17 protein-coding genes and 1 pseudogene are annotated in these 20,744 nt (G+C 69.0%); 11 read left to right on the top strand and 7 right to left on the bottom strand.

Going from position 1 to position 20,744, the window contains the following annotated elements; genetic code table 11:
• Position 1: 1 nt before the first annotated feature.
• Positions 2–1,291 carry a DUF58 domain-containing protein gene (locus IG04_RS0138930; RefSeq protein WP_030481772.1) on the top strand — a complete coding sequence of 430 codons (1,290 nt, stop codon included), beginning with the start codon at positions 2–4 and terminating at the stop codon, positions 1,289–1,291.
• On the opposite strand, the gene IG04_RS0138925 is transcribed toward IG04_RS0138930, so the two are convergent.
• Positions 1,288–2,295 (bottom strand): stage II sporulation protein M, encoded by a 1,008-nt coding sequence (locus IG04_RS0138925; protein ID WP_030481771.1) that lies wholly within the window; start codon positions 2,293–2,295, stop codon positions 1,288–1,290. The two genes, IG04_RS0138930 and IG04_RS0138925, sit on opposite strands and share 4 nt — an antisense overlap.
• A 19-nt stretch (positions 2,296–2,314) precedes the next feature.
• On the opposite strand from IG04_RS0138925, the gene IG04_RS0138920 reads away from it, so the two are divergent.
• A complete protein-coding gene (locus tag IG04_RS0138920; protein WP_051771732.1) occupies positions 2,315–3,046 on the top strand; it encodes an RDD family protein in 732 nt (243 codons plus the stop codon).
• Here IG04_RS0138920 and IG04_RS0138915 read toward each other — a convergent pair.
• The 5 genes and pseudogenes from IG04_RS0138915 to IG04_RS0138900 all read right to left on the bottom strand — a co-directional run bounded on the left by IG04_RS0138915 (position 3,043) and on the right by IG04_RS0138900 (position 6,335).
• Positions 3,043–3,948, bottom strand: coding sequence for a phosphotransferase (locus tag IG04_RS0138915; protein ID WP_030481769.1), 906 nt, complete (start codon positions 3,946–3,948; stop codon positions 3,043–3,045). The genes IG04_RS0138920 and IG04_RS0138915 overlap by 4 nt on opposite strands.
• 7 nt (positions 3,949–3,955) lie before the next feature.
• Positions 3,956–4,744: an energy-coupling factor ABC transporter ATP-binding protein gene (locus tag IG04_RS47425; RefSeq protein WP_051771757.1), complete on the bottom strand. Its 789-nt coding sequence runs from the start codon at positions 4,742–4,744 to the stop codon at positions 3,956–3,958.
• Positions 4,733–5,326, bottom strand: a pseudogene (cbiQ, locus tag IG04_RS47840) (cobalt ECF transporter T component CbiQ); the annotation flags it as partial. The gene IG04_RS47425 and the pseudogene cbiQ, both read right to left, overlap by 12 nt.
• Positions 5,327–5,370: 44 nt before the next feature.
• Positions 5,371–5,652 (bottom strand): PDGLE domain-containing protein, encoded by a 282-nt coding sequence (locus IG04_RS0138905; RefSeq protein ID WP_030481767.1) that lies wholly within the window; start codon positions 5,650–5,652, stop codon positions 5,371–5,373.
• Positions 5,649–6,335, bottom strand: a complete 687-nt coding sequence (locus IG04_RS0138900) for an energy-coupling factor ABC transporter permease (RefSeq protein ID WP_030481766.1) — start codon at positions 6,333–6,335, stop codon at positions 5,649–5,651. The genes IG04_RS0138905 and IG04_RS0138900 overlap by 4 nt, the downstream gene beginning before the upstream one ends.
• A 299-nt stretch (positions 6,336–6,634) precedes the next feature.
• Between IG04_RS0138900 and IG04_RS0138895 the strand changes: the two genes are divergently transcribed.
• Positions 6,635–8,731: a glycosyl hydrolase family 95 catalytic domain-containing protein gene (locus tag IG04_RS0138895; protein WP_245816537.1), complete on the top strand. Its 2,097-nt coding sequence runs from the start codon at positions 6,635–6,637 to the stop codon at positions 8,729–8,731.
• 50 nt (positions 8,732–8,781) lie between these two features.
• Positions 8,782–10,131 carry a pyridoxal phosphate-dependent decarboxylase family protein gene (locus tag IG04_RS0138890; protein WP_030481764.1) on the top strand — a complete coding sequence of 450 codons (1,350 nt, stop codon included), beginning with the start codon at positions 8,782–8,784 and terminating at the stop codon, positions 10,129–10,131.
• Positions 10,132–10,228: 97 nt separating this feature from the next.
• Here IG04_RS0138890 and IG04_RS0138885 read toward each other — a convergent pair whose 3' ends face one another.
• A complete protein-coding gene (locus IG04_RS0138885; protein ID WP_245816540.1) occupies positions 10,229–10,744 on the bottom strand; it encodes a MarR family winged helix-turn-helix transcriptional regulator in 516 nt (171 codons plus the stop codon).
• A 362-nt stretch (positions 10,745–11,106) separates the two neighbouring features.
• Here IG04_RS0138885 and IG04_RS0138880 point away from each other — a divergent pair, with 362 nt between their 5' ends.
• From IG04_RS0138880 to IG04_RS0138850, 7 genes are all read left to right on the top strand, one after another.
• Positions 11,107–12,456, top strand: coding sequence for a glutamine synthetase family protein (locus IG04_RS0138880; protein WP_051771729.1), 1,350 nt, complete (start codon positions 11,107–11,109; stop codon positions 12,454–12,456).
• Positions 12,457–12,466: 10 nt separating this feature from the next.
• A complete protein-coding gene (locus tag IG04_RS0138875; RefSeq protein ID WP_030481761.1) occupies positions 12,467–14,953 on the top strand; it encodes a DEAD/DEAH box helicase in 2,487 nt (828 codons plus the stop codon).
• Between the two features lie 446 nt (positions 14,954–15,399).
• Positions 15,400–15,687 carry a hypothetical protein gene (locus IG04_RS0138870; RefSeq protein WP_051771726.1) on the top strand — a complete coding sequence of 96 codons (288 nt, stop codon included), beginning with the start codon at positions 15,400–15,402 and terminating at the stop codon, positions 15,685–15,687.
• A gap of 350 nt (positions 15,688–16,037) precedes the next feature.
• Complete coding sequence (locus IG04_RS0138865; RefSeq protein WP_084401957.1) at positions 16,038–16,943, top strand: LytR/AlgR family response regulator transcription factor; 906 nt, start codon at positions 16,038–16,040, stop codon at positions 16,941–16,943.
• A 23-nt stretch (positions 16,944–16,966) separates the two neighbouring features.
• Positions 16,967–17,341 carry a membrane protein gene (locus IG04_RS0138860; protein WP_030481758.1) on the top strand — a complete coding sequence of 125 codons (375 nt, stop codon included), beginning with the start codon at positions 16,967–16,969 and terminating at the stop codon, positions 17,339–17,341.
• Positions 17,338–19,080, top strand: a complete 1,743-nt coding sequence (locus tag IG04_RS0138855) for a sodium/solute symporter (RefSeq protein WP_084590044.1) — start codon at positions 17,338–17,340, stop codon at positions 19,078–19,080. The genes IG04_RS0138860 and IG04_RS0138855 overlap by 4 nt, the downstream gene beginning before the upstream one ends.
• A gap of 14 nt (positions 19,081–19,094) precedes the next feature.
• Positions 19,095–20,270, top strand: coding sequence for a sensor histidine kinase (locus IG04_RS0138850; protein WP_030481756.1), 1,176 nt, complete (start codon positions 19,095–19,097; stop codon positions 20,268–20,270).
• Positions 20,271–20,744: the final 474 nt, after the last annotated feature.

Here is a 20,744-nt window from a genome sequence, read left to right as displayed (position 1 = left end):
CGTGGCGCTCACGGGCCGCGCGGGATTGCTCGCGCTCATCGGGGTTTTCGTCGTCGGGCTGCTCCTGCCTTCGTGGCACGGGATTCTCGGCTTGCTCGGCCTTCTGGTGCTGTGCGTGGCCGTCGACTTGTTGTTGGCGGCTGGCGTGCGGCGGTTGACGTTCTCGCGCGCGGGGGCGACCTCGGTGCGCACGGGCGAGCCGTGTGTGGTGCAGCTGACCGTGCACAACCCTGGGCGTCGGCTGCGTGGCGTTCTTCGTGACGCATGGGCGCCTTCTGCTGGTGTGGTCGCCGATCGGGTTGCGGTCGACGTGCCCGCTGGTGGTTCGCGTGTGCTGTCTTTCGAACTACGGCCCATACGCCGTGGCGATCGCCCTGCGGACCGTGTGACCGTGCGTTCCCACGGTCCGTTGGGCATCGCGGCACGGCAGGGCTCACACGTCGTGCCGTGGACGGTGCGCGCGCTGCCGCCGTTCCACAGCCGCCGTCACCTTCCTCCTCTGCTGGAACGCCTGCGCGAACTGGATGGCCGCCGCGCCTCGTTGATCCGTGGAGCTGGCACGGAGTTCGACTCGCTGCGCGCGTACGTCATCGGTGACGACGTGCGCTCGATCGACTGGCGTGCGTCGGCTCGTTCGTCGGACGTGGTGGTGCGCACCTGGCGCCCCGAACGCGACCGGCAGGTGACGATCGTGCTCGACACAGCCCGCACCTCGGCGGGCCGCGTGGACGGCGCCCTGGGCGGTCTGCCACGCCTGGACACGGCGATGGACGCCACCTTGTTGTTGTCCGCCTTGGCTTCGCAGGCCCGTGACCAGGTCGACTTCCTGGCGTTCAGCCACCAGGTGCGTGCCTCGGTACCGCGGGCCACGCTGCCCGTCCTGGTGCGGGCCATGGCACCGCTGGAGGCCGAACTGGTCGAGTTCGACGCCCGCGGCGCCGTCGCCGAGGTGCTCCGCCGCGCCGGTCGCCGCTCGCTGGTCGTGCTGCTGACGTCGCTGGAGCCGTCGATCGAGCACGGTCTGCTGCCGCTGCTGCCGGCGTTGGCCACGCGGCACCACCTGTTGATCGCGTCGGTGTCCGACCCGGCCGTGCACGCGATGGCGGCCGGACGTGGCGACCTGGAGGCCGTGTACTCGGCCGCTGCCGCGGAACGCACTCTGGCCGAACGCCGGCGCCTCACCGCGTTGCTCGCACGGCACGGTGTCGACGTCGTGGACGCACTGCCCGATGACCTGCCGCGCGCTCTCGCGGACCGCTATCTCTCGCTGAAGGCCGCAGGCAAGCTCTAAACCGCGACTGGAGCGACGTCCTCACGTTCGCTCGCGTCCATGTCGCCCGTCTCGCCCTGCCGCGCGGCCCGGCGCCCGATCACGAAGACGTACAGCAGGAACAGCACCTCGGCCACCACCCCGATGCCGACGCGCGCCCACGTCGGCAGCCCGGAGGGCGTCACGAACCCTTCCAGCACACCGGATACGAGCAGCACCACGACCAGTCCGAGCGCCACCGCGACGACCGACCGGCCCTCCGTGGCGAGGGCCTGGGCGCGGGTGCGCTTGCCGGGGTCGATCACCTGCCAGCCCAGCCGCATGCCGATGCCCGCCGCCACAAACACGGCCGTGAGCTCCAACAACCCGTGCGGCGCCAACAGTCCGAGGAACAACCCTCCGCGGCCCGCGCCGAACATCAGTCCGATGCCGACGCCGACGTTGAGGGCGTTGGTGAAGAGCAGGTAGACCGGCGGAATCGCGAACAGCACGCCCAGCAACAGGCAGGCCGCGGCGATCCACGCGTTGTTCGTCCACACCTTCGCCGCGAACGACCCGGCGGGGTCGCTGGAGTAGTAGGACTCGTACCCGCCGCCGACCCTCGTCATCTCCCGGATCTCGTCCGGCGCGGCGATGGTCGCCTGCACGTCCGGGTTGGCGGCGATCCACGCCGCGATGATGCCGGTGACCAGGTAGAACGCGATCCCGGCCGGCACCCACCACCGCCAGCCGAGGTAGATCGCGGCGGGCAGCCGGTGCGTGAAGAAGCGCGTGAACGTCCGCCAGGCGGGCGTGTGCGTGCCCGTCAGCACCGACCGCGCCTGGGCGACCAGCGCCGAGAGCCGTTCGACCGTGGCCGGGTCCGGCGTCTGGCTGCGCACGACCGACAGGTGCGTCGTCACCCGCTGGTAGAGCTCGATCAGCTCGTCGGCCTCGGCCCCGCTGAGCTTCCCGGACCGCTTGACCAGCTGCTCGAGCCGCCGCCACGACTCGCGGTGGCGATCGATGAAGACGTCCAGATCCACGATGAGTCACACTATCCGCGTGGGGGACCTCGTCACCGGTGAAGCCGTAGTTCTGGACCTGCGCGTCGCACAGCTCGCCAGCAGGGCGGTCGCGTACGCGATCGACGTGGCCGTGCAGTTCGGCCTGCTCGTCATCCTGTTCCTGATCGCGCCGGTCGACATCGACAACGCGCTGCAGGACGCGCTCGCGCTCACGCTGCTGATAGCCGTGATGATCGGCTTCCCGACCGCGATGGAGACCGCGACGCGAGGCCGTTCGCTGGGCAAGCTCGCCATGGGCCTGCGCGTGGTGCGCGACGACGGCGGCGCGATCCGCTTCCGGCACGCCCTGGTGCGCTCGCTCACCGGCTTCGTCGTGGACTTCTGGGTGCTGGGCCTCGGCGGCGCGATCGCCCTGTTCGTCTCCCTCTTCTCGCCGCAGGGCAAGCGGGTCGGCGACTACCTCGCCGGCACGGTGGTGATCCACACCCGCGTGCCGCGCCAGGAGGTGGAGCTCGCCGTGATGCCGCCGCAGCTCGCGGAGTGGGCGTCGGGGCTCGACCTGTCGCAGCTGCCGGAGGAGCTGGTGCTGGCGGCGCGACAGTACCTGAGCCGCTATCACGAGCTGAACGAGCAGGCGCGGTGGGACCTGGGCTCGCGGCTGTCGGACGACGTCGGCGCGGCGATCCGGTCGCCGCGGGTCGAGTACACGCATCCGCACCCGTACCTGTCGGCGGTGCTGGCGGAGCGCAGGCGGCGGGCGGCGCGCTAGGCGTTCGCCAGGCGGAGGCGTTCGGCGCCTTGTTCGCGCACGGCGTCACCTGACGGCGTCGGATCGCCGTGCAGGACCTCCCACCGTGCGTTGTGCAGAGCGGTCCACATGCTCCCGGCCCACGCGATCTGGATCTCCTCCGCGGAGAACGCCCGCCCGCGGGCCTGCTGGTAGGTCTCGAGGAACGCCGCCGAGCTCTCGATCGGCACCAGGCCCGGCGGCGGCGTGTTGGCGAACGCTCCGGACGCGGCACCGGCCAGGGCCGCTTCCGGTTGCCACGCCAGGCTGTCCCAGTCGTGCACGGTCAGCACCTCGCCGTGCTGCCAGCGGAGGTTCTGCGCCTCGAAGTCGGCGTGGCCCAGCACGCACGGCAGCGAGGTGGCCAGCAACCGCTTGCGCACGCGGGAGGCCATCTCCGAGACGACGGACGGCACCACGCCCTGGTCCCGCGCGTCGAGGAAGTCGATCGCCGGCCACAGGCCGGGACCGGTGTGGTCCCAGCGGGCCCAGCGCGGTGACGGGAGCGGCGGCGGGACGGAGACGTCGGCCAGCAGGGCCATCAGCCGGGCGAACACGGCCGCGTAGCGGCGAGCGACGTCCGGGGAGGAGCCGAGCAGCATCTCCCCGCCGGGCAACGGTTCCTCGGCGTGCACGGCCAGCCCGTCCGCGACCACGACCGGCGTCAGCGGGCGGGGGCACGGGAACCCCCGCGACGCCAGGGAGGCCTGCGCGGCCACGCACGAGGCAGCGCGGCCGTCGTCCGGGCGGGCCTTCACGTAGACCTCGCGGCCGTCGGCCAGACGCACGCCGGAGACCGTGGAGATCGACACCCGCTCGTAGAGCACCTCGGCCACGGGGCTGCCCAGCTCCGACGAGCACCAGGCGGACAGGTCGATGGTCATACAGGCCCTAGTCGAGCCGGAAGCCGTAGGGCAGTTCGAGGCGGTGGCGGGCCAGCAGCGCGGAGTCCGCGAGGATCTCGCGGGTCGGTCCGTCCGCCACGACCACGCCGTCGTCGATCAGCACGCTGCGGGGGCAGATCTGCAGCGCGAACGGCAGGTCGTGCGTGACCATCAGCATGGTGGGCGCCAACGAGAGCAGCAACTCGGCGAGTTCGCGGCGGGCCACCGGTTCGAGGTTGGCCGACGGCTCGTCCAGCACCAGGATCTCCGGCGAGCAGGCCAGCACCGAGGCCAGCGCGACGCGGCGCCGCTGACCGCCGGACAGGTGCAGTGGCGAGCGGTCCGCGACCGACTCCATTCCCACGGCACTCAACGCCTTCCGCACGCGGGCGTCCACATCGGACATGCCGAAGTTGCGCGGCCCGAACGCGACGTCCTCCCCGACGGTCGGGCAGAACAGCTGGTCGTCGGGGTCCTGGAAGACGAGCCCGACGCGGCGCCGGATCTCGCGCAGGTTCTGCCTGCGCACCTCCAGCCCGGCGACGGAGATCGAGCCCGAGCCGCCACCGAGAACTCCGTTGAGGTGCAACGCGAACGTGGTCTTGCCCGCGCCGTTCGGCCCGAGCACCGCGACGCGTTCACCGTGCTCGACGCGCAGGTCGACGCCGAACAGCGCCTGGTGCCCGTCCGGGTAGGCGAAAGCGAGCTTCGAGACCTCCAGGGCAGCGGCGGCAGGGGTCTCCGGAACGATCGTCGCCGAGCCTGCCGGCCCGCCCGTCCAGCCGCGCGACACCATCGCGAGGTGCACCCTCTCTCCGCGTTCGTAGGACCGGATGAACAACGTGCCGACCGACCGGGCCGCCGCGCCCGCCTGCCACAGGAAGCGCGGGTCGTCGCCACGGGAAATGCGGGCGACGCGCATGCGTTTCGCCTCGCCCACGACGACCTCGCCGTACCGCAGCATCAGCGTGGCGATCATGATCAGCGGCGCCGGCACCCGCAGCGTCTGCAGGCCGCGCAGCAACTCCCCCGGTGCCGTCGTGGCGGCCAGGGTCAGGCTGACCAGGACGCCCAGCGTGCCCTTGGCGAGGATGTTCCAGCCCGCCAGGGAACCCTCGACCGACACCGAGAAGCCGAGGAAATCGGTGCGCGGGTCCGTGCCGAAGATCGGCAGCAGGAACGCGAGCACCACGAACGGCACCTCGATCACCGCGCGCTTCACGAACCACAGCACGGGAACCCGCGCCACGAACCACACCGCGACGATCAGCAGCAGGTAGAGGCCGAACAGCGGGAACATCGTGCGCGGGGTCGCGACGACGCCCAGCACCGCCCCGAACGCCACGAGGATCTTCACGTGGGGCGCGAGGCGGTGCACCGGCGAGTCGCCGGCGTGGTGCAGGACGTCGTGGGCGCCGCTCACTACGCGTCGGACTTCTTGCGCAGCATCCAGAACAGGCCGAACGAGATGGCCAGGACCACGACTACGCCGAGCACGCCCGCGAGGCCGGTGAACCTGTCGTCGCCGCCGAACGCGTAGTCGGCGAAGGTGCTGCCGGCGAACGGGTGCTCCTGCGCGTGCTCGGCGATGCCGGTGTCCTCGACGGTCTTGTCCAGGCCGTCCGGGTCGCCGGACGCGAAGTACGACAGCACTCCCGCGATCAGCAGCGACACGAACGCGAACCCGATGAAGAACTTCTTCACGGCCGGACCTCCAGCGGCTTGGTGTTGCCCTTCAGCAGGTAGACGAGGTCAGGGCGGATCGACGCGACCGAGGTGACCGTGACGGCGGTGATCAGGCCCTCGCCGATGCCGATCAGCGCGTGCAGGCCCCACATCAGCAGGGCGACCTTGCCGATCTCCACGCCTCCCGCGCCGCCGATCGCGTACTCGACGATGAAGCCGGTCGCGGCCAGCAGGGTGTTGACGAACGCCGAGATGAACGCGACGGCGGCGAGACCGCCCTTGCCCTTCGCGGCGACCTTGCGCAGCGCGACGGCGACGAGGAACCCGGCCACGGTGCCGATCAGCGCCATGTTGGTGATGTTGGCGCCCAGCGCGGTGAGGCCGCCGTCCGCGAACAGCAGCGCCTGCACGACGAGCACGATCGTCACGCACAACGCGCCGACGTACGGGCCGACCAGGATCGCCGCGAGCGCACCGCCCAGCAGGTGCCCGGAGGCGCCGGGCAGGATCGGGAAGTTGATCATCTGGACGGCGAAGATGAACGTGGCCACCAGGCCGGCCATCGGCGCAGTGCGGTCGTCAAGGTCCGCACGGGCCTTGACCAACGCGAACCCGACGCCTGCCGCCGCCAGGACGAGGAGGACGACCGACACCGGCGCGTTCAGCAGACCGTCGCTCATGTGCATGGCAACAGGTGACATGAGCGCTAACGCTAATTGCCGGACCTCGGCTATGGCTAGAACGTTGCAACAACGATTTGCAGGCAGGAAGGCGGTGGTGGTCACACCGCCCGCTAGTCATCGGATGACTTCTGCGGTTAGATCCGTTCCGCCGCCGCCACGGCACGGAGGGACGAACAGTGACAGAGCTGTCGCGTAGAACCTTTTTGTACGGGACGGGCGTGGCCGTCGGGGCCTCCGCACTCGGGGTGGGCACTGCGGTCGCAGCCCCTGAAACATCGGGTCACAACGTGCACCGGGACGTCGTCCGGGACGCCCGGATGGAGTGGAGGAGACTGCCGCAGAACTGGGGTGACAGCCCGTTCCTGGCCAACGGTTTCCTGGGCGTCCAGGTCTACGCGGGCCGCACCGCGAACGAGCTGAAGCTCATGCTCAGCCACTCCGAGGTGCAGGACCAGCGGGAACACTGGGAGGCCGCGGTCGGCCTCTCCCGGCTGCCGATCGGCTACCTGACCCTGCAGTTCGCCGGCGCGATCACCGCCGTCGACTGGACGCTCGACCTGTGGAACGCGGAGCTCACCGGCTCCGTGACGACCACGCAGGGCAGCGCCACGTTCACGATGCTCGTGCACAACTCGCGCAGCACGTTCCTCGCCTCCGTGAAGGGCGACGTGACCTGGGGTTTCCAGCCGCTGGAGTCGTCGACGACACGTCAGATCCGCAGGCCGGCGGACTACACGGCCAACCCCGCGCCGACGTTGGGCACCGCCAACGGCGTCTCCTTCGCCGCCCAGCCGCTGCTGGCGGGCGGTGGCTACACAACGGCCTGGCAGACCCGCAACGGCCGTTTCGCGGCCCACGTGGCGTACACACACCCTGCGAACACGCACACGTCCGACGCGATCCGTGAGGTGCGTCAGGCATTGGCGATCCCGTTCGAGGTGCTGACGATGCAGCATCGCCGCTGGTGGAACGCCTACTTCGCGAAGTCGCTCGTCTCGGTGCCGGACAAGCTCGTGCAACGCTTCTACTGGTTGCAGCTCTACAAGATGGCGGCGGCGACCCGAGCGGACGCGCCGGTCATCTCCGAGTGGGGCCCGTGGTTCCCCGAGCAGGGCAACAGCTGGACGGCCGTGTGGTGGAACCTCAACGTCCAGATCTCGTATCCGCTGGTCAACGGCTCGAACCACCACGAGCTCGACGCGGTGACGACGACGCTGAAGCGGTTCGAGCACAACCTCGAACTCAACGTGAACCCGGCTTACCGCGACGGCAACTCGTACGCGATCTGCCACCCCGGCGACCGCACGCTGCGCTCCGGGCCGCGCTACTGCGGCGTTCCGGGCGTCGCACCGAACGACCATACGGGCAATCTTCTGTGGGCCTGCCACAACGTCTGGCTGGGCTATCGGCACACGATGGACAAGAAGATCCTCAAGGACGTCCTCTTCCCGATCTTGACGAAGGCGGTCAACTACTACGCCCGGTTCCTCGTCGAGGGCGCGGACGGGAAGCTGCATCTGCCGGAGACGCGCTCACCGGAGTATGCGAACGCCACGGACACGACGTACGACCTCTCGCTGATCCGCTGGGGTGTACGCACGCTGCTGTCCATCGAGGAGAACGCACGCTGGCGTGACATCGCCAACCGGCTCGTGCCGTACGCCCAGGGCCCGGACGGCGTGCTCATCGGCAAGGACGTCTCGCTCAACGACTCGCACCGGCACTTCTCCCACATGCTGTGGTTCTACCCGCTGCGCGAACTGACCTACGACATGCCGGAGCACCGCGCGCTCATCAACAAGACGTTCGACCACTGGGTCTCGCGGCAGGACAAGTGGGCCGGGTACAGCTACGGCGCCGCGTCCGCGATGGCGTCGGCGATGGGACGGCCGGAGGAGGCGCTGTCGTTCCTGCGCTACTTCCTCGACCGCAAGCAGGTCGGCTCGAACGCCGTGCTGACCGAGAACACCTTCTACCGCGAGGGAGGCAACCTCGCGATCGAGTCGCCGTTGATGTCCGGCCAGGCCGTGCTGGAGATGATGGTCCAGTCGCACAACGACGTCGTGCGCGTGTTCCCGTCTGTTTCGTCCACTTGGGCCGATGCGTCCATCTCGTCGTTGCGCACGCAAGGAGCGTTCCTTGTGGACGCTTCCCGCTCCGGCGGACGCACCGACTGGGTCCAGGTCCATTCGGAGGCGGGCTCGCCTTTGTTGCTGGAGCACGGAATCACGGGCGACATCGACGTCCGCGACACGTGGGGCCGGCGTTTGGACTACAAGACTCGTGGCTCCGCCATCGAAATCCCGCTTCGTCGAGGTCAGAGCGCCGTGGTCTCCCGTCGCGGCACACGCCCTGACACCTCACCACGTGATGTGAACGCCAACGGCTCGTCTTCACGTTGGGGACTGCCGTAACGTCCAAATTCGAACATTCGGATTGTGCGTGGACGAGTGGGGTGTGTGCGGTGGATCTTCAACACTGGCTCAACGAGGCGCTGGCCAACCACGAGAAGTGGACGGCGGAGTACGGCTCCTTCACACCCCACTCGTCGTTGCAGGCCGACCCGGCGCTCTTCGGCTCGGCACTCGCCGAGCTCCAGGACCGCCTGCGTGACAACTACCCGTTCTTCCACCCGCGCTACGCGGGCCAGATGCTCAAGCCGCCGCACCCCGCGGCAGTGGTGGGCTACCTGTCCGCGATGCTGATCAACCCGAACAACCACGCCCTGGACGGCGGTCCCGCGACCGCCGCCATGGAACGCGAGGTCGTCTCGGACCTGGCGACGATGTTCGGCTACGGCGAGCAGCACCTCGGCCACCTGACGTCGAGCGGCACGATCGCGAACCTGGAGGCGTTGTTCGTCGCCCGTTCGCTGCATCCGACCCGTGGTGTCGCGTACTCCTCCGAGGCGCACTACACGCACTCACGGATGTGCGGCGTGCTCGGCATCGAGGGTTTCCCTGTCGCCGTGGACGGCCTCGGACGCATGGATCTGGACGCGCTCGAAGAGCTCCTGAAGACCGGCAAGGTCGGAACTGTGGTGGTCACTCCGGGAACTACCGCTTTGGGTGCCATCGAACCGGTGAATCTTGTGCTGGACGTCGCACGCCGTTACGACGCACGGGTGCACGTGGACGGCGCGTACGGCGGCTTCTTCACCCTGCTCGCAGGCACCGACCTCGCCCCCGAGCCGTGGGAGGCCATCGGCTCGTGCGACTCCGTGGTGGTCGACCCGCACAAGCACGGCCTCCAGCCCTACGGCTGCGGCGCCGTCCTTTTCCGCGACCCGTCCGTGGGCCGGTTCTACCTGCACGACTCGCCGTACACGTATTTCACGTCCGACGAGATGCACCTCGGCGAAATCAGCCTGGAATGCTCGCGCGCCGGCGCCGCGGCGGCCGGTCTCTGGCTGACCCTCCGCCTGCTTCCCCTGACCCGCGACGGCCTGGGCGAGGTCCTGGCGGCCGGACGGCGGGCAGCCGTGCGGTGGGCGTCGATCATCCGGGAGTCCGAGGCCCTGGAGCTCTACCAGGAGCCCGAGCTCGACATCGTCACGTACTTCCCGCGCACCGACCCGCTGACCCTGTCGGCCGTGGACGCGGCCTCGCACCGCGTGATGCAGACGGGCATGAACGCACCCGTCGACCCGATCTTCCTGAGCGTGGCACGGGCGTCGAAGGGTGCGTTCGCCGCCCGCCACCCCGAGGTCGGGGCCGACGCGGACGGTGCACGGGTACTGCGCAGCGTGCTGATGAAGCCGGAGTCCGAGGACTACCTCGACACCCTGCACGCGCGGGTGCTCAGCCTGCTCTGACAGGCCTGGTCACGGGCCTGCTCTCGGACCGGCCAGACAGCGGACCAACGCCGAAATGGGCGACTCACCTCAGGTGAGTCGCCCACAGCCGCGAAGATCAGCCGTGCTTGGCGCGCCGGCCGGACCGGCGCGGCGGCAGCGGCGTGTCTCCGCGCAGGTCGAGGCGGCGCTGCTCGCCGTTGGCCTCCAGGTGCGTGACCATGCGGCGCAGCATCTCGGCCAGCGACTGGGCTTCGGACGACTCCAGCGGGTCGCTGACGAAGACCTCTTCCTCGTTGAACTTGGGGAAGAGGTCGGCCATCAGTTCTTCACCCTCAGGGGTGAGCCGCAGAACCGCCAGACGTCCGTCGGTCGGGTGACCCATGCGCTCCAGCAGGCCCCGTGACTGCAGCGTCTTGGCGACGCCCGTCAGGGTTCCCTTGGAGATCCCGGCCTCCTCGGCGACGTACCGCGTCTCCATCTCGCCCCAGATCCACACGACCCAGAGCACGACGAAGCCGGTCCAGGTCAGATCGCTGGTGCGCAGCACCGAGTTCTCGAGGTGCTGGCGGATCGCGGTAGCGGCGCGGTGGATGTTCGACACCGCCGCCATCTGTTCGCGACGCAGCGGCACCGCACCGAGTTTGGCCTGGACGGCTTTCTCGGTCTCGGCAATCGTGTGGTGACCAGACAACTCAAAGTCTCCCGTGCTCGAGCTCAGGTGTTCCCGGCACAATACTTGCGGTTCCGAACTATGTCTGTGATGTGGTGCGAGTCGGTCCGCAACCACTTTGATCACGATCCCACATCGTGCATGATCTCGTGACGGTCGTCACCCGTCCAGTTACGGACTGTTGCCCGGTGGTGGACGATGAGTGTGGAGCACCCGACGGGGACCAATGACGGTCATTGCTCCACGGGCGGGTCGATAGCGTTTGCCCCTCAACGTTATCCCCTCCGCGCCAGCGACACACTGTGCCGGAAAGGTAGTTCGACGTGGTCGGTGAACAGGTGACACGGGAACTCGCGGCAAGACTGGGCGAGGACGGGATCGACGTGGTGCGCGTCGTATTCCCGGACCTGCTCGGCACCGACCGGGGCCGTGACATCCTCGTAGAGCACCTACCTGCGGTTACGCAGCGCGGGCTGTCGTTCTGCCGGGCCGTGTACAGCACCACCCCTGGCGGCAAGACCACCGAGAACGGGGGTGTGCTCGACGCCGGGCTGCCCGACGTGATCGTGGTCCCCGACCTCGACACGCTGCTCCCGATCCCCTGGGAGCCGGGGGTGGCGTGGTGCATCGGCGACGCGGTGAGCCCGGCCGACGAAAGACCCGTGGACGAATCGCCCCGGCAGGTGCTGCGCAGGGCGCTGGAAATATTCGAGACCACCGGGCTCACGCCGGTTGTGGGACCCGAGCTGGAATATTTTCTCTGCGAACCGGACGAAGATCGCCCGAACGGGTGGCGGCCGTACTGCGACGAGCCGGGCAACGTCTACGCGACCGGGCGCCGCGGCGATTCCGACGGTCATCTGCTGAGAACTCTTCGCACGCTCAGTTCGGCAGGCCTCCAAACGACCGGAGGCAACCACGAGTACGCCGGCGGGCAGTTCGAAATCAACCTCGTCCATTCGCCCGCCATGGACGCGGCCGACCGCGCGTTCCGCTTCAAGACGAGCGTGAAGGAACTGGCCCGGCGCGAAGGCCGGATGGCGACGTTCATGGCCAAGCCGTTCAACGACGGCGGCGGCAGCGGCTTCCACCTGCACCTGTCGTGCCACGAGAAGGACGGCCGCAACGCGTTCCAGGCGCCCGGCACCACCAGCGGCCTGTCGGACGAGGCGCGCTGGGCCATCGGCGGCATCCTCAAGCACGCCCCGGCGCTGGCCGCGCTGCTCAACCCGACGGTCAACTCCTACAAGCGGTTCGGGCCGGACTCGCTCGCGCCGTGGCTGATCGACTGGGGCCTGGACAACCGCAGCGCGATGCTGCGGGTACCGGCCGAGCGCGGTGACACGACCCGGCTCGAACTGCGGCTCGGCGACGCGAGCGCCAACCCGTACCTCGGCATCGCGGGCCTCATCGCGGCCACCTACCTGGGCATTCGCGACCAGATCGAACCGCCGCGGCCCTCCGCCGGGTACGGCTACGACCCGTCGAAGGCCCCCACGCTGCCCGCCACGCTGCCCGACGCCCTCGCCTACCTGGAGGAGGACACGGCGATGGTCGACGTGCTGGGCAAGGACTTCGTGCGGTCCTATGTGGACTTCAAGTGGGAGGAGGTGGCCCGCTTCCAGCGGTTCGTGACCGACTGGGAGTTCACCGAATACGCGTACCACCTATAGTTCACCTGCGATGACTGCACTCACGGACCGGCTCACCTCGATCGCCGACGAAGACGAACTGTTCGACGCCTTCTCCCACTGGGCTACCGAGCGCGGCCTCGCGCTGTACCCGGCGCAGGAGGAAGCGGTCATCGAGCTCGTCTCGGGGGCCAACGTCATCCTCAGCACCCCCACGGGGTCGGGCAAGAGCCTGGTCGCCATCGGTGCCCACCTGGTCGCGATGGCGGCGAACCAGCGCAGCTTCTACACCGCGCCGATCAAGGCGCTGGTCTCGGAGAAGTTCTTCGCGCTGTGCGAGGTGTTCGGGCCGGAGAACGTCGGCATGATGACCGGCGACGCCAGCGTCAACGACCAGGCGCCCATCATCTGCTGCACCGCGGAGATCCTCGCGAACATCGCCCTGCGCGACGGCCACACGGCCGACGTCGGCCAGGTCGTGATGGACGAGTTCCACTTCTACAGCGAGCCCGACCGCGGCTGGGCCTGGCAGGTGCCGATCGTCGAGCTGCCGCAGGCCCAGTTCCTGCTGATGTCGGCGACGCTGGGCGACGTCGCGTTCTTCGAGAAGGACCTGACGCGGCGCACCGGCAGGCCGACTGCGGTGGTCCGCTCTGTGCAGCGCCCGGTGCCACTGAACTTCCAGTACGTCTCCACGCCGTTGCACGAGACGATCGAAGACCTGCTGCACGGCCGTGAGGCGCCGATCTACGTCGTGCACTTCACCCAGGCCGCCGCGCTGGAGCGCGCACAGTCGCTGATGAGCGTCAACGTCGCGACGAAGCCGGAGAAGGAGGCCATCGCGGCGAAGATGGGCAACTTCCGGTTCTCGGCCGGGTTCGGCAAGACGCTCTCCCGGCTGGTCCGGCACGGCATCGGCGTGCACCACGCCGGCATGCTGCCCAAGTACCGCCGCCTGGTCGAACAGCTCGCGCAAGCGGGTCTGATGAAGGTCATCTGCGGCACGGACACCCTCGGCGTCGGCATCAACGTCCCGATCCGTACCGTCGTGTTCACCGCTCTCGCGAAGTACGACGGCACGAGGACGCGGACCCTGAAGGCCCGTGAGTTCCATCAGATCGCCGGACGGGCGGGCCGCGCGGGCTACGACACCATCGGCACGGTCGTCGTGCAGGCGCCCGAGCACGAGGTCGAGAACATCAAGGCGCTGGCGAAGGCCGGCGACGACCCGAAGAAGCGCCGCAAGGTCGTGCGCAAGAAGGCACCGGACGGATTCGTGTCGTGGAGCGACGCGACGTTCGAACGGCTCGTCGGCGCCGAACCGGAACCGCTGACGTCGTCGTTCCAGGTCTCGCACGCGATGCTGCTGAACGTGATCGGCCGCCCTCAGGGCGGTGCGTTCCAGGCCATGCGGCACCTCCTGGAGGACAACCACGAGGACCGTTCCAAGCAGCTCAAGCACATCCGCCGGGCGCTGGCGATGTACCGGGCGCTGGTCGCGGCCGGTGTCGTGGAACGCCACGGCGACGACTTCCAGCTCACCGTCGACCTGCAGTTCAACTTCGCGCTGAACCAGCCGCTGTCGCCGTTCGCGCTGGCCGCGATCGAACTGCTCGACCGCGAGGCGCCGGGCTACGAGCTCGACGTGCTGTCGGTGATCGAGTCCATCCTGGACAACCCGCGGCAGATCCTGGGCGCGCAGGAGCACAAGGCACGCGGCGAGGCGATCGGCGCGATGAAGGCCGAGGGCATCGAGTACGACCAGCGGATGGAACTGCTGGACGAGGTCACGTACCCGAAGCCGCTCGCCGACCTGCTCGACGCCGCGTTCTTCACCTATCGCCGCGGCCACCCGTGGGTCGGCGACTACGACCTCTCCCCCAAGTCCGTCGTGCGGGACATGTACGAGCGCGCGATGACGTTCACGGAGTACGTGTCGTTCTACGGCCTGGCGCGCTCCGAGGGCCTCGTCCTGCGGTACCTGGCCGACGCCTACAAGGCGCTGTCGCAGACGGTGCCGGACGAGGCGAAGACCGAGGAGCTCAACGACCTGATCTCGTGGCTGGGCGAGCTCGTCCGCCAGGTCGACTCGTCGCTGATCGACGAGTGGGAGAAGCTCACCAACCCGGACGCTCCCGAGCAGGAGGTGCGCGTCGACCTGCCGCCGGCGGTCACCCGCAACGTCCGCGCGTTCCGCGTGCTGGTCCGCAACGCGCTGTTCCGCCGCGTGGAGCTGGCCGCCAAGCGCGACTGGTACTCACTCGGCGAGCTCGACCACGAGTCGGGCTGGACGGCCAAGGAGTGGATGGACGCGCTGGAGCCGTACTTCGAGGAGCACTCGGACATCGGCGCGGGCCCGAACGCGCGCGGCCCGGCGTTCCTGATCATCAACGTCGAGCGCGAGCGCTGGGTGTGCCGGCAGATCTTCGAGGACCCGGCCGGGGACAAGGACTGGGGCTTCAACGCCGAGGTCGACCTGGCGGCGTCGGACGAACTCGGCGAGGCGGTCGTGACGATCACGGACGTCGGCCGCCTGTAGTTCACGGGGCCACGACCACCGCGCCGTCCTGGTGGCAGAAGCCGCTATTTCCTCTTGAACCGAACGACTGAACTCAGCGCACACGCTCGCCACACACCGCATTGCAGCAGAAGAGTTAATACGCCTGTCGGTAAGTCCCCCGGCCGCGCAACTCAATGCCGTGATTCAGGCGACCCAGGGCACACCTGCTCGGCCAAACGCCACCCGGCCTACCAGGCACGAAGAGCTGACATGGTTTGAGAAAGCAGGCTGAACGCCGAAACCGGTCCATTTCAGCCGGTCACCAGAAGTGTGCGCCAGTTGAGACGAGCACCAGTTGAGACGGAATGCACAATCGATTGACCGAGTAGTGTCCTGTGGACAACATCATTGCGCCGGACCACAACGGTCGGGATATGGTGTTGCCCAGTGGGGAAATTTCTGGGGCAGCACGTCTGGAGGAATCCGTGGACCCGGCACTGGACGCCTTGCGCGACCGGCTGGCGGAGATCGTCGCGTCACCGCCGGACAACACCGAGCAGCTCGTGGACACGCTGAGCGGTCTCGCCAAGCTCTCGAACCAGTGGTCCGAGGCTATCCAGGCGCTGCGCGCGCCCACCCGCAGACTGATCGGCCCGGCCGCCGCCGCTTCCGTGAGCGTCGCCGCACGTCGTGCCGAGGAGTCGTTCATCGAGCTGGAGATCACGCTCGGTGACGCGCTGGCGGCCCAGCCCCGCGCGATCCGGCAGCCGTGAGACCACCCTATCCTCTGCCCGGAAAGTCGCTCGTTCGCTGACAAAACCGCGTGGCAGGCCTGACCAGGCAACTGCACACTGCGTGATAGTCCTACCTGAGACGCACCCGATCGGAGGGTTTCCGCACGTCCTCCGACTGGCGGATGATGCGCCCGTTCGGGGTTTCAGGGGTGCGAGGGGGTACTCGTCGTGCACACGCTGTGCAACCGGACCCCCGCGGCGGGTCACCCTCCGTGAGGGGGCATGATCGCGTATCCGACGCCCTCGGCTCACCAGGCGCGCGACGACCGAGCGTGGTCTAATCGCCGCCACGTGAGGATCGGCCGTACACAGTTTGGACTCGATCTCGAATGACCTCAGGTCTGCCCTGCCCCATCTGCGAGGGGCCGGATCGACGTGGCAGCCTCGAGCGCTCGCTGCGGGTGCTCGCCGTCGACGACGAGGCACCCGCGCTGGAAGACCTCACGTACCTGTTGCGCTCCGATCCGCGCATCGCCCACGTGGAAGCGGTCACCGACGCCACCAAGGCGCTGCGCGTGCTGCACCGCGCGATGGACGCCGGGCAGCCGTTGGACGCGGTGTTCCTCGACATCCGCATGCCGGGGCTGGACGGTCTCGACCTCGCCCGCGTGCTCTCGCGGTTCGCGCAGCCGCCGCCCGTCGTGTTCGTGACGGCGCACCAGCAGCCGGCCGTGGAGGCGTTCGAACTCAAGGCGCTCGACTACCTCCTCAAGCCCGTGCGCCAGGAACGGCTCGCGGAGTCCGTGCACCGCATCGTGCACGAGGTCTGGGACTCGAAGGCCGCCGCCGAATCGGCCACCTCGGCACCCACGCAGCCCGCGAACTCCACGCCGCCGGAGATGGGCGACGAGGTCATCCCCGTCGAACTCGGTGGCGTCACGCGGTTCATCCGCCTCGCCGACATCCGGTACGTGGAGGCGCACGGCGACTACGCCCGCCTGCACACCGCGACCGGCAGCGGCCTGGTGCGCGCGGCGTTGAACGGCCTGGAGGAGCGCTGGCGCAGCGCGGGGTTCGTCCGCATCCACCGCAGCCACCTGGTGTCGCTCGGCCACATCGACGAACTGCGGCTGGAGGACGGGCACCTGAGCGTCACGATCGGCGGCGCGGTGCTCCCGGTCAGCCGCCGGCACGCCCGCCACCTGCGGCAGCTGCTGGTCCGCCGCGCCCGGCCCACGCCCGGCGCGGGTCAGCCCGCCGGTGTCCTGCAACCGAGGAACGGGCTCGGGTCGTGACGACGCCGCCACCCCGGAGGCCGGTGGAGAAGCCGACCCAGCGTGTGGTGGTGACGAGCCCGCGCACGCGGGCACCCCGTGCGCGCCGCCCGTACTCGGGCACGCGTGAGATCAACGAGCAGAGCGAGCTCGGCGCCGTCTACATGCGCACGCTGATCCGGGCGCAACGGCGGCTGGGCCTGTCGGTGTGCCTGGTGGCGACCGGGGCACTGGCCCTGCTGCCGCTGCTGTTCGCGATCGACCCGGAGCTCGGCAGGTTCCGGATCCTCGGGCTCGGGCTGCCGTGGTTCCTGCTGTGCGTGGCGACGTGCCCGATGCTGCTGCTGGCCGGCTGGTTCTACGTGCGGCAGGCCGAGCGCAGTGAACGCGAGTTCGCGGAGCTGGTCGAACGTCCATGACGAGTGGTTACGCCATCGTGGCGGTGCTGGTCGTCGCACTGGGCACGATCCTGGTCGGCACCTACGGACTGCGCGTCTCCCGCACCACGTCCGACTTCTACGTCGCCTCGCGCACCGTCTCGCCGTGGTGGAACGCCTCGGCGATCGGCGGCGAGTACCTCTCCGCCGCGTCGTTCGTCGGCATCGCCGGGCTGATCTTCGCCTACGGGCCGGACATGCTGTGGTTCCCGGTCGGTTACACCGCCGGGTACCTCGTGCTGCTGACGATGGTCGCGGCGCCGCTGCGGCGTTCCGGCGCCTACACGCTGCCCGACTTCGCCGAGGCCCGCTTCCGGTCCCGCGGCGTGCGCGCGGTCGCCTCGATCCTGGCGCTGGCGATCGGCTGGCTGTACCTGCTGCCCCAGTTGGAGGGCGCGGGCCTGACGCTGAACACGGTGACGGGCGCGCCGGACTGGGTGGGCGCGCTGATCGTCACGATGGTCGTGACCGCGAACGTGATGTCGGGCGGGATGCGGTCGATCACGTTCGTGCAGGCGTTCCAGTACTGGCTCAAGCTCACCGCGATCACCGTGCCGATCGTGTTCCTGATCGTCGCGTGGCAGGTGCACGGTTCCGAGTCGCTGACCAAGCCCGAGTACCCGGTCTTCCGGCAGGACACCGAAGTCACCTTCCAGCGCCTGACCACGATCCACGCCGACAGGTTCATCTCCATCAGGGGCACCGGCGAGATCGACGGCGCACGCGTCCAGAACACCGTTGTGGTGCTGACCGAGGGCTACCACCGCATCGGGCAGGGCTCGGAGTTCACGTTCCCGAAGGACGCGGCGGTCCCACATCTGTCCACAATGGAGCACAACACCAACGAGATGTGGTCGCTGCCGATGTCGAGCGGCCAGGACTTCCCGTTGTACGGGGCGTACTCGCTCATCATCGCGACGTTCCTCGGCACCATGGGCCTGCCGCACGTGATCGTGCGTTTCTACACGAACCCGAACGGCACCGCCGCGCGCCGCACGACGTTGATCGTGCTGGGCCTGCTGTCCGTCTTCTACCTGATGCCACCGATGTACGGCGCCCTGGGCCGCCTGTACACACCGGAACTGCTGATGACCGGCCAGACCGACGCCGTGGTGCTGGTGCTGCCGACGCGGATGATCGAAGGCATCGGCGGCCAGTTGCTGGGCGCGCTGGTGGCGGGTGGCGCCTTCGCGGCGTTCCTCTCCACGTCGTCGGGCCTGGTGGTGTCGCTGGCGGGCGTGCTCTCTCAGGACGTGCTGCGCCTTGGCGGCGTGCGCGGTTTCCGGATCTCCACGGTGCTCGCGGGCATCGTGCCGCTGGCGATGACGTTCATCTCCACCGGCATGCCCGTCGCGGACATGGTCGGCCTGGCGTTCGCGGTGGCGGCGTCCTCGTTGTGCCCGTTGCTGATGCTGGGCATCTGGTCGAGCCGCATCACGAAGGCCGGTGCCATCGCGGGCATGCTCGCGGGCGGCGTTCCGGCGCTGACCGCGGGTCTCGTCACGATGTTCACCGACACCGGCGACGCCTGGTACGAGATCCTGCTCTCGCGCCCCGCCGCGTGGACGGTCCCGCTCGGTTTCACGGTGATGTACGTCGTCTCGCTGTCGCGGCGCCGCCCCCACGCCCCCGTACAACCAGTACGAGAACGTGGGGGCGACACCACGATGCACCCGTCTGACCCCGAATTCCCCCGGCAACGTTCCGGGCCACACCACTAGAAGGTGACGCGCCCATGCAAGACTTCCTCACCGCCGCCGCGATCCTGATCGTCGGCGGAGCGGCCGTCCTCGTCCTGTGGCGAGGCACGCGCAACAAGCAGTCGCTCTCGACCGAGGCCCAGCGCGTCACCTACGAAACCCTCCACACGGCGTGGTCCGCCGCACCCCCGCTGCGCGCGGGCCTGGTCCCGGACGCGGCGAAGAAGTCGGCCCGGCACCTGCGGACATTGCTGGACACACCCGCGCTGGCGTTGACCGACGAAACGGAGGTCGTCGCGTGGGAAGGCGTCTCCGACCACCACGCGGCCGACGCCATGACCCAGGCCGAGGACGTCTTCCTGACCGGCCGCACCCAGGCGTTCGACATAGGCTGCACCGAACCGAACTGCCCGATCAACTGCGCCGTAGTAGCTCCCCTGACCGTCGAGGGCCGCGTGGTCGGCACCCTGGCCGCCTACTCCCGCGAAGCCTCGGCGGGCCTCGTCCGCGCGACGAACCAGGTGGCCCGCTGGGCGGCGGGCCAACTGGAACTGGCCGAACTGGACCGCTCCCGAACCCGCCTGGTCGAAGCAGAAGTGCGCGCCCTGCGAGCCCAGATCTCCCCGCACTTCATCTACAACTCGCTCTCCGCCATCGCCTCCTACGTCCGCACCAACCCGGAACGAGCCCGCACCCTGCTCCTGGACTTCGCGGACTTCACCCGCTACTCCTTCCGCCGCCACGGCGACTTCACCACCCTCGCCGAGGAACTCCGCTCGATCGACCAGTACCTCGCCCTGGAACGAGCCCGCTTCGGCGAACGCCTGAAGGTGACCCTGCAGGTGGCCCCCGAGGTGCTCCCGGTGACGGTCCCGTTCCTCTGCCTGCAACCCCTGGTCGAAAACGCCGTCCGCCACGGCATGGAGGGCAAGGTAGAGCCAGGCCACATCCAGATCTACGCGAACGACGGCGGCGCCGAGGCCCACATCACAATCGAGGACGACGGCATAGGCATGGACCCGGAAAAACTCCGCCGCACCCTCGCCGGCCACGTGGACGAGTCCGCCGGGATAGGCCTGGGCAACATCGACGAACGACTCCGCCGCGTCTACGGCGACGAGTACGGCCTGGTCGTGGAAACCGCCTGCGGCCTGGGTACGAAGATCACCGTCCGCGTGCCGAAGTACCACGCAGGCATCAACGGCATGTGACCGCAGGCTCCCGCAGGGGTCCCCTCCGATTCCGGCTCCCCCGCGACCCAACGTACCGACGAGGTCCGACACTCACGCAAGCCAAGCCGCCCGCGCACCACCGGCAACGGCAAACACCCCTGCCACGCAACGCAACGGCGGTCGTGCAGCACCCCTCCGCACGCGACAGGCAAGGGCGAAGCCAGGCAGCCCTGCCGCCCAACAATGGCGGAGCTGAGGCGTCCCTCCGCGCGCCCAGGGCGATGGCGGAGCCGAGCCACCCTGCCGCCCAACGCAACGGCGAAGCCGAGGCGTGTGAACCTCTTCGCGCTGGTCAAGCGGTGGTTACCCACGCACTCGGCGATTGGGGCTTTACCTTGAGTGGGCGGGATGCTTCCCTCATGGGCACGGCCGGGCGCTTTTCAGCCCGGCCTTTTCCGGCCGTCAAGCATCCCGCCAGAGGCTCAAGGTCAAGCCCCAATCGCTATCGACGCG

This window comes from Lentzea albidocapillata, assembly GCF_000719115.1.
Taxonomy (GTDB): Bacteria; Actinomycetota; Actinomycetes; order Mycobacteriales; family Pseudonocardiaceae; genus Lentzea; species Lentzea albidocapillata.
Note: the sequence above shows the minus strand (reverse complement) of the source record. Positions and strands in the feature narration are given on the sequence as shown.

Excerpts from the sequence above, each read along its gene's own strand:
- IG04_RS0138915 (WP_030481769.1), bottom strand. The coding sequence starts at position 3,948 with ATGACCATCGACCTGTCCGCCTGGTGCTCGTCGGAGCTGGGCAGCCCC.
- IG04_RS47425 (WP_051771757.1), bottom strand. The coding sequence starts at position 4,744 with ATGGTGTCGCGCGGCTGGACGGGCGGGCCGGCAGGCTCGGCGACGATC.
- IG04_RS0138900 (WP_030481766.1), bottom strand. The coding sequence starts at position 6,335 with ATGTCACCTGTTGCCATGCACATGAGCGACGGTCTGCTGAACGCGCCG.
- IG04_RS0138895 (WP_245816537.1), top strand. The coding sequence starts at position 6,635 with ATGGAGTGGAGGAGACTGCCGCAGAACTGGGGTGACAGCCCGTTCCTG.
- IG04_RS0138875 (WP_030481761.1), top strand. The coding sequence starts at position 12,467 with ATGACTGCACTCACGGACCGGCTCACCTCGATCGCCGACGAAGACGAA.
- IG04_RS0138865 (WP_084401957.1), top strand. The coding sequence starts at position 16,038 with ATGACCTCAGGTCTGCCCTGCCCCATCTGCGAGGGGCCGGATCGACGT.
- IG04_RS0138855 (WP_084590044.1), top strand. The coding sequence starts at position 17,338 with ATGACGAGTGGTTACGCCATCGTGGCGGTGCTGGTCGTCGCACTGGGC.
- IG04_RS0138850 (WP_030481756.1), top strand. The coding sequence starts at position 19,095 with ATGCAAGACTTCCTCACCGCCGCCGCGATCCTGATCGTCGGCGGAGCG.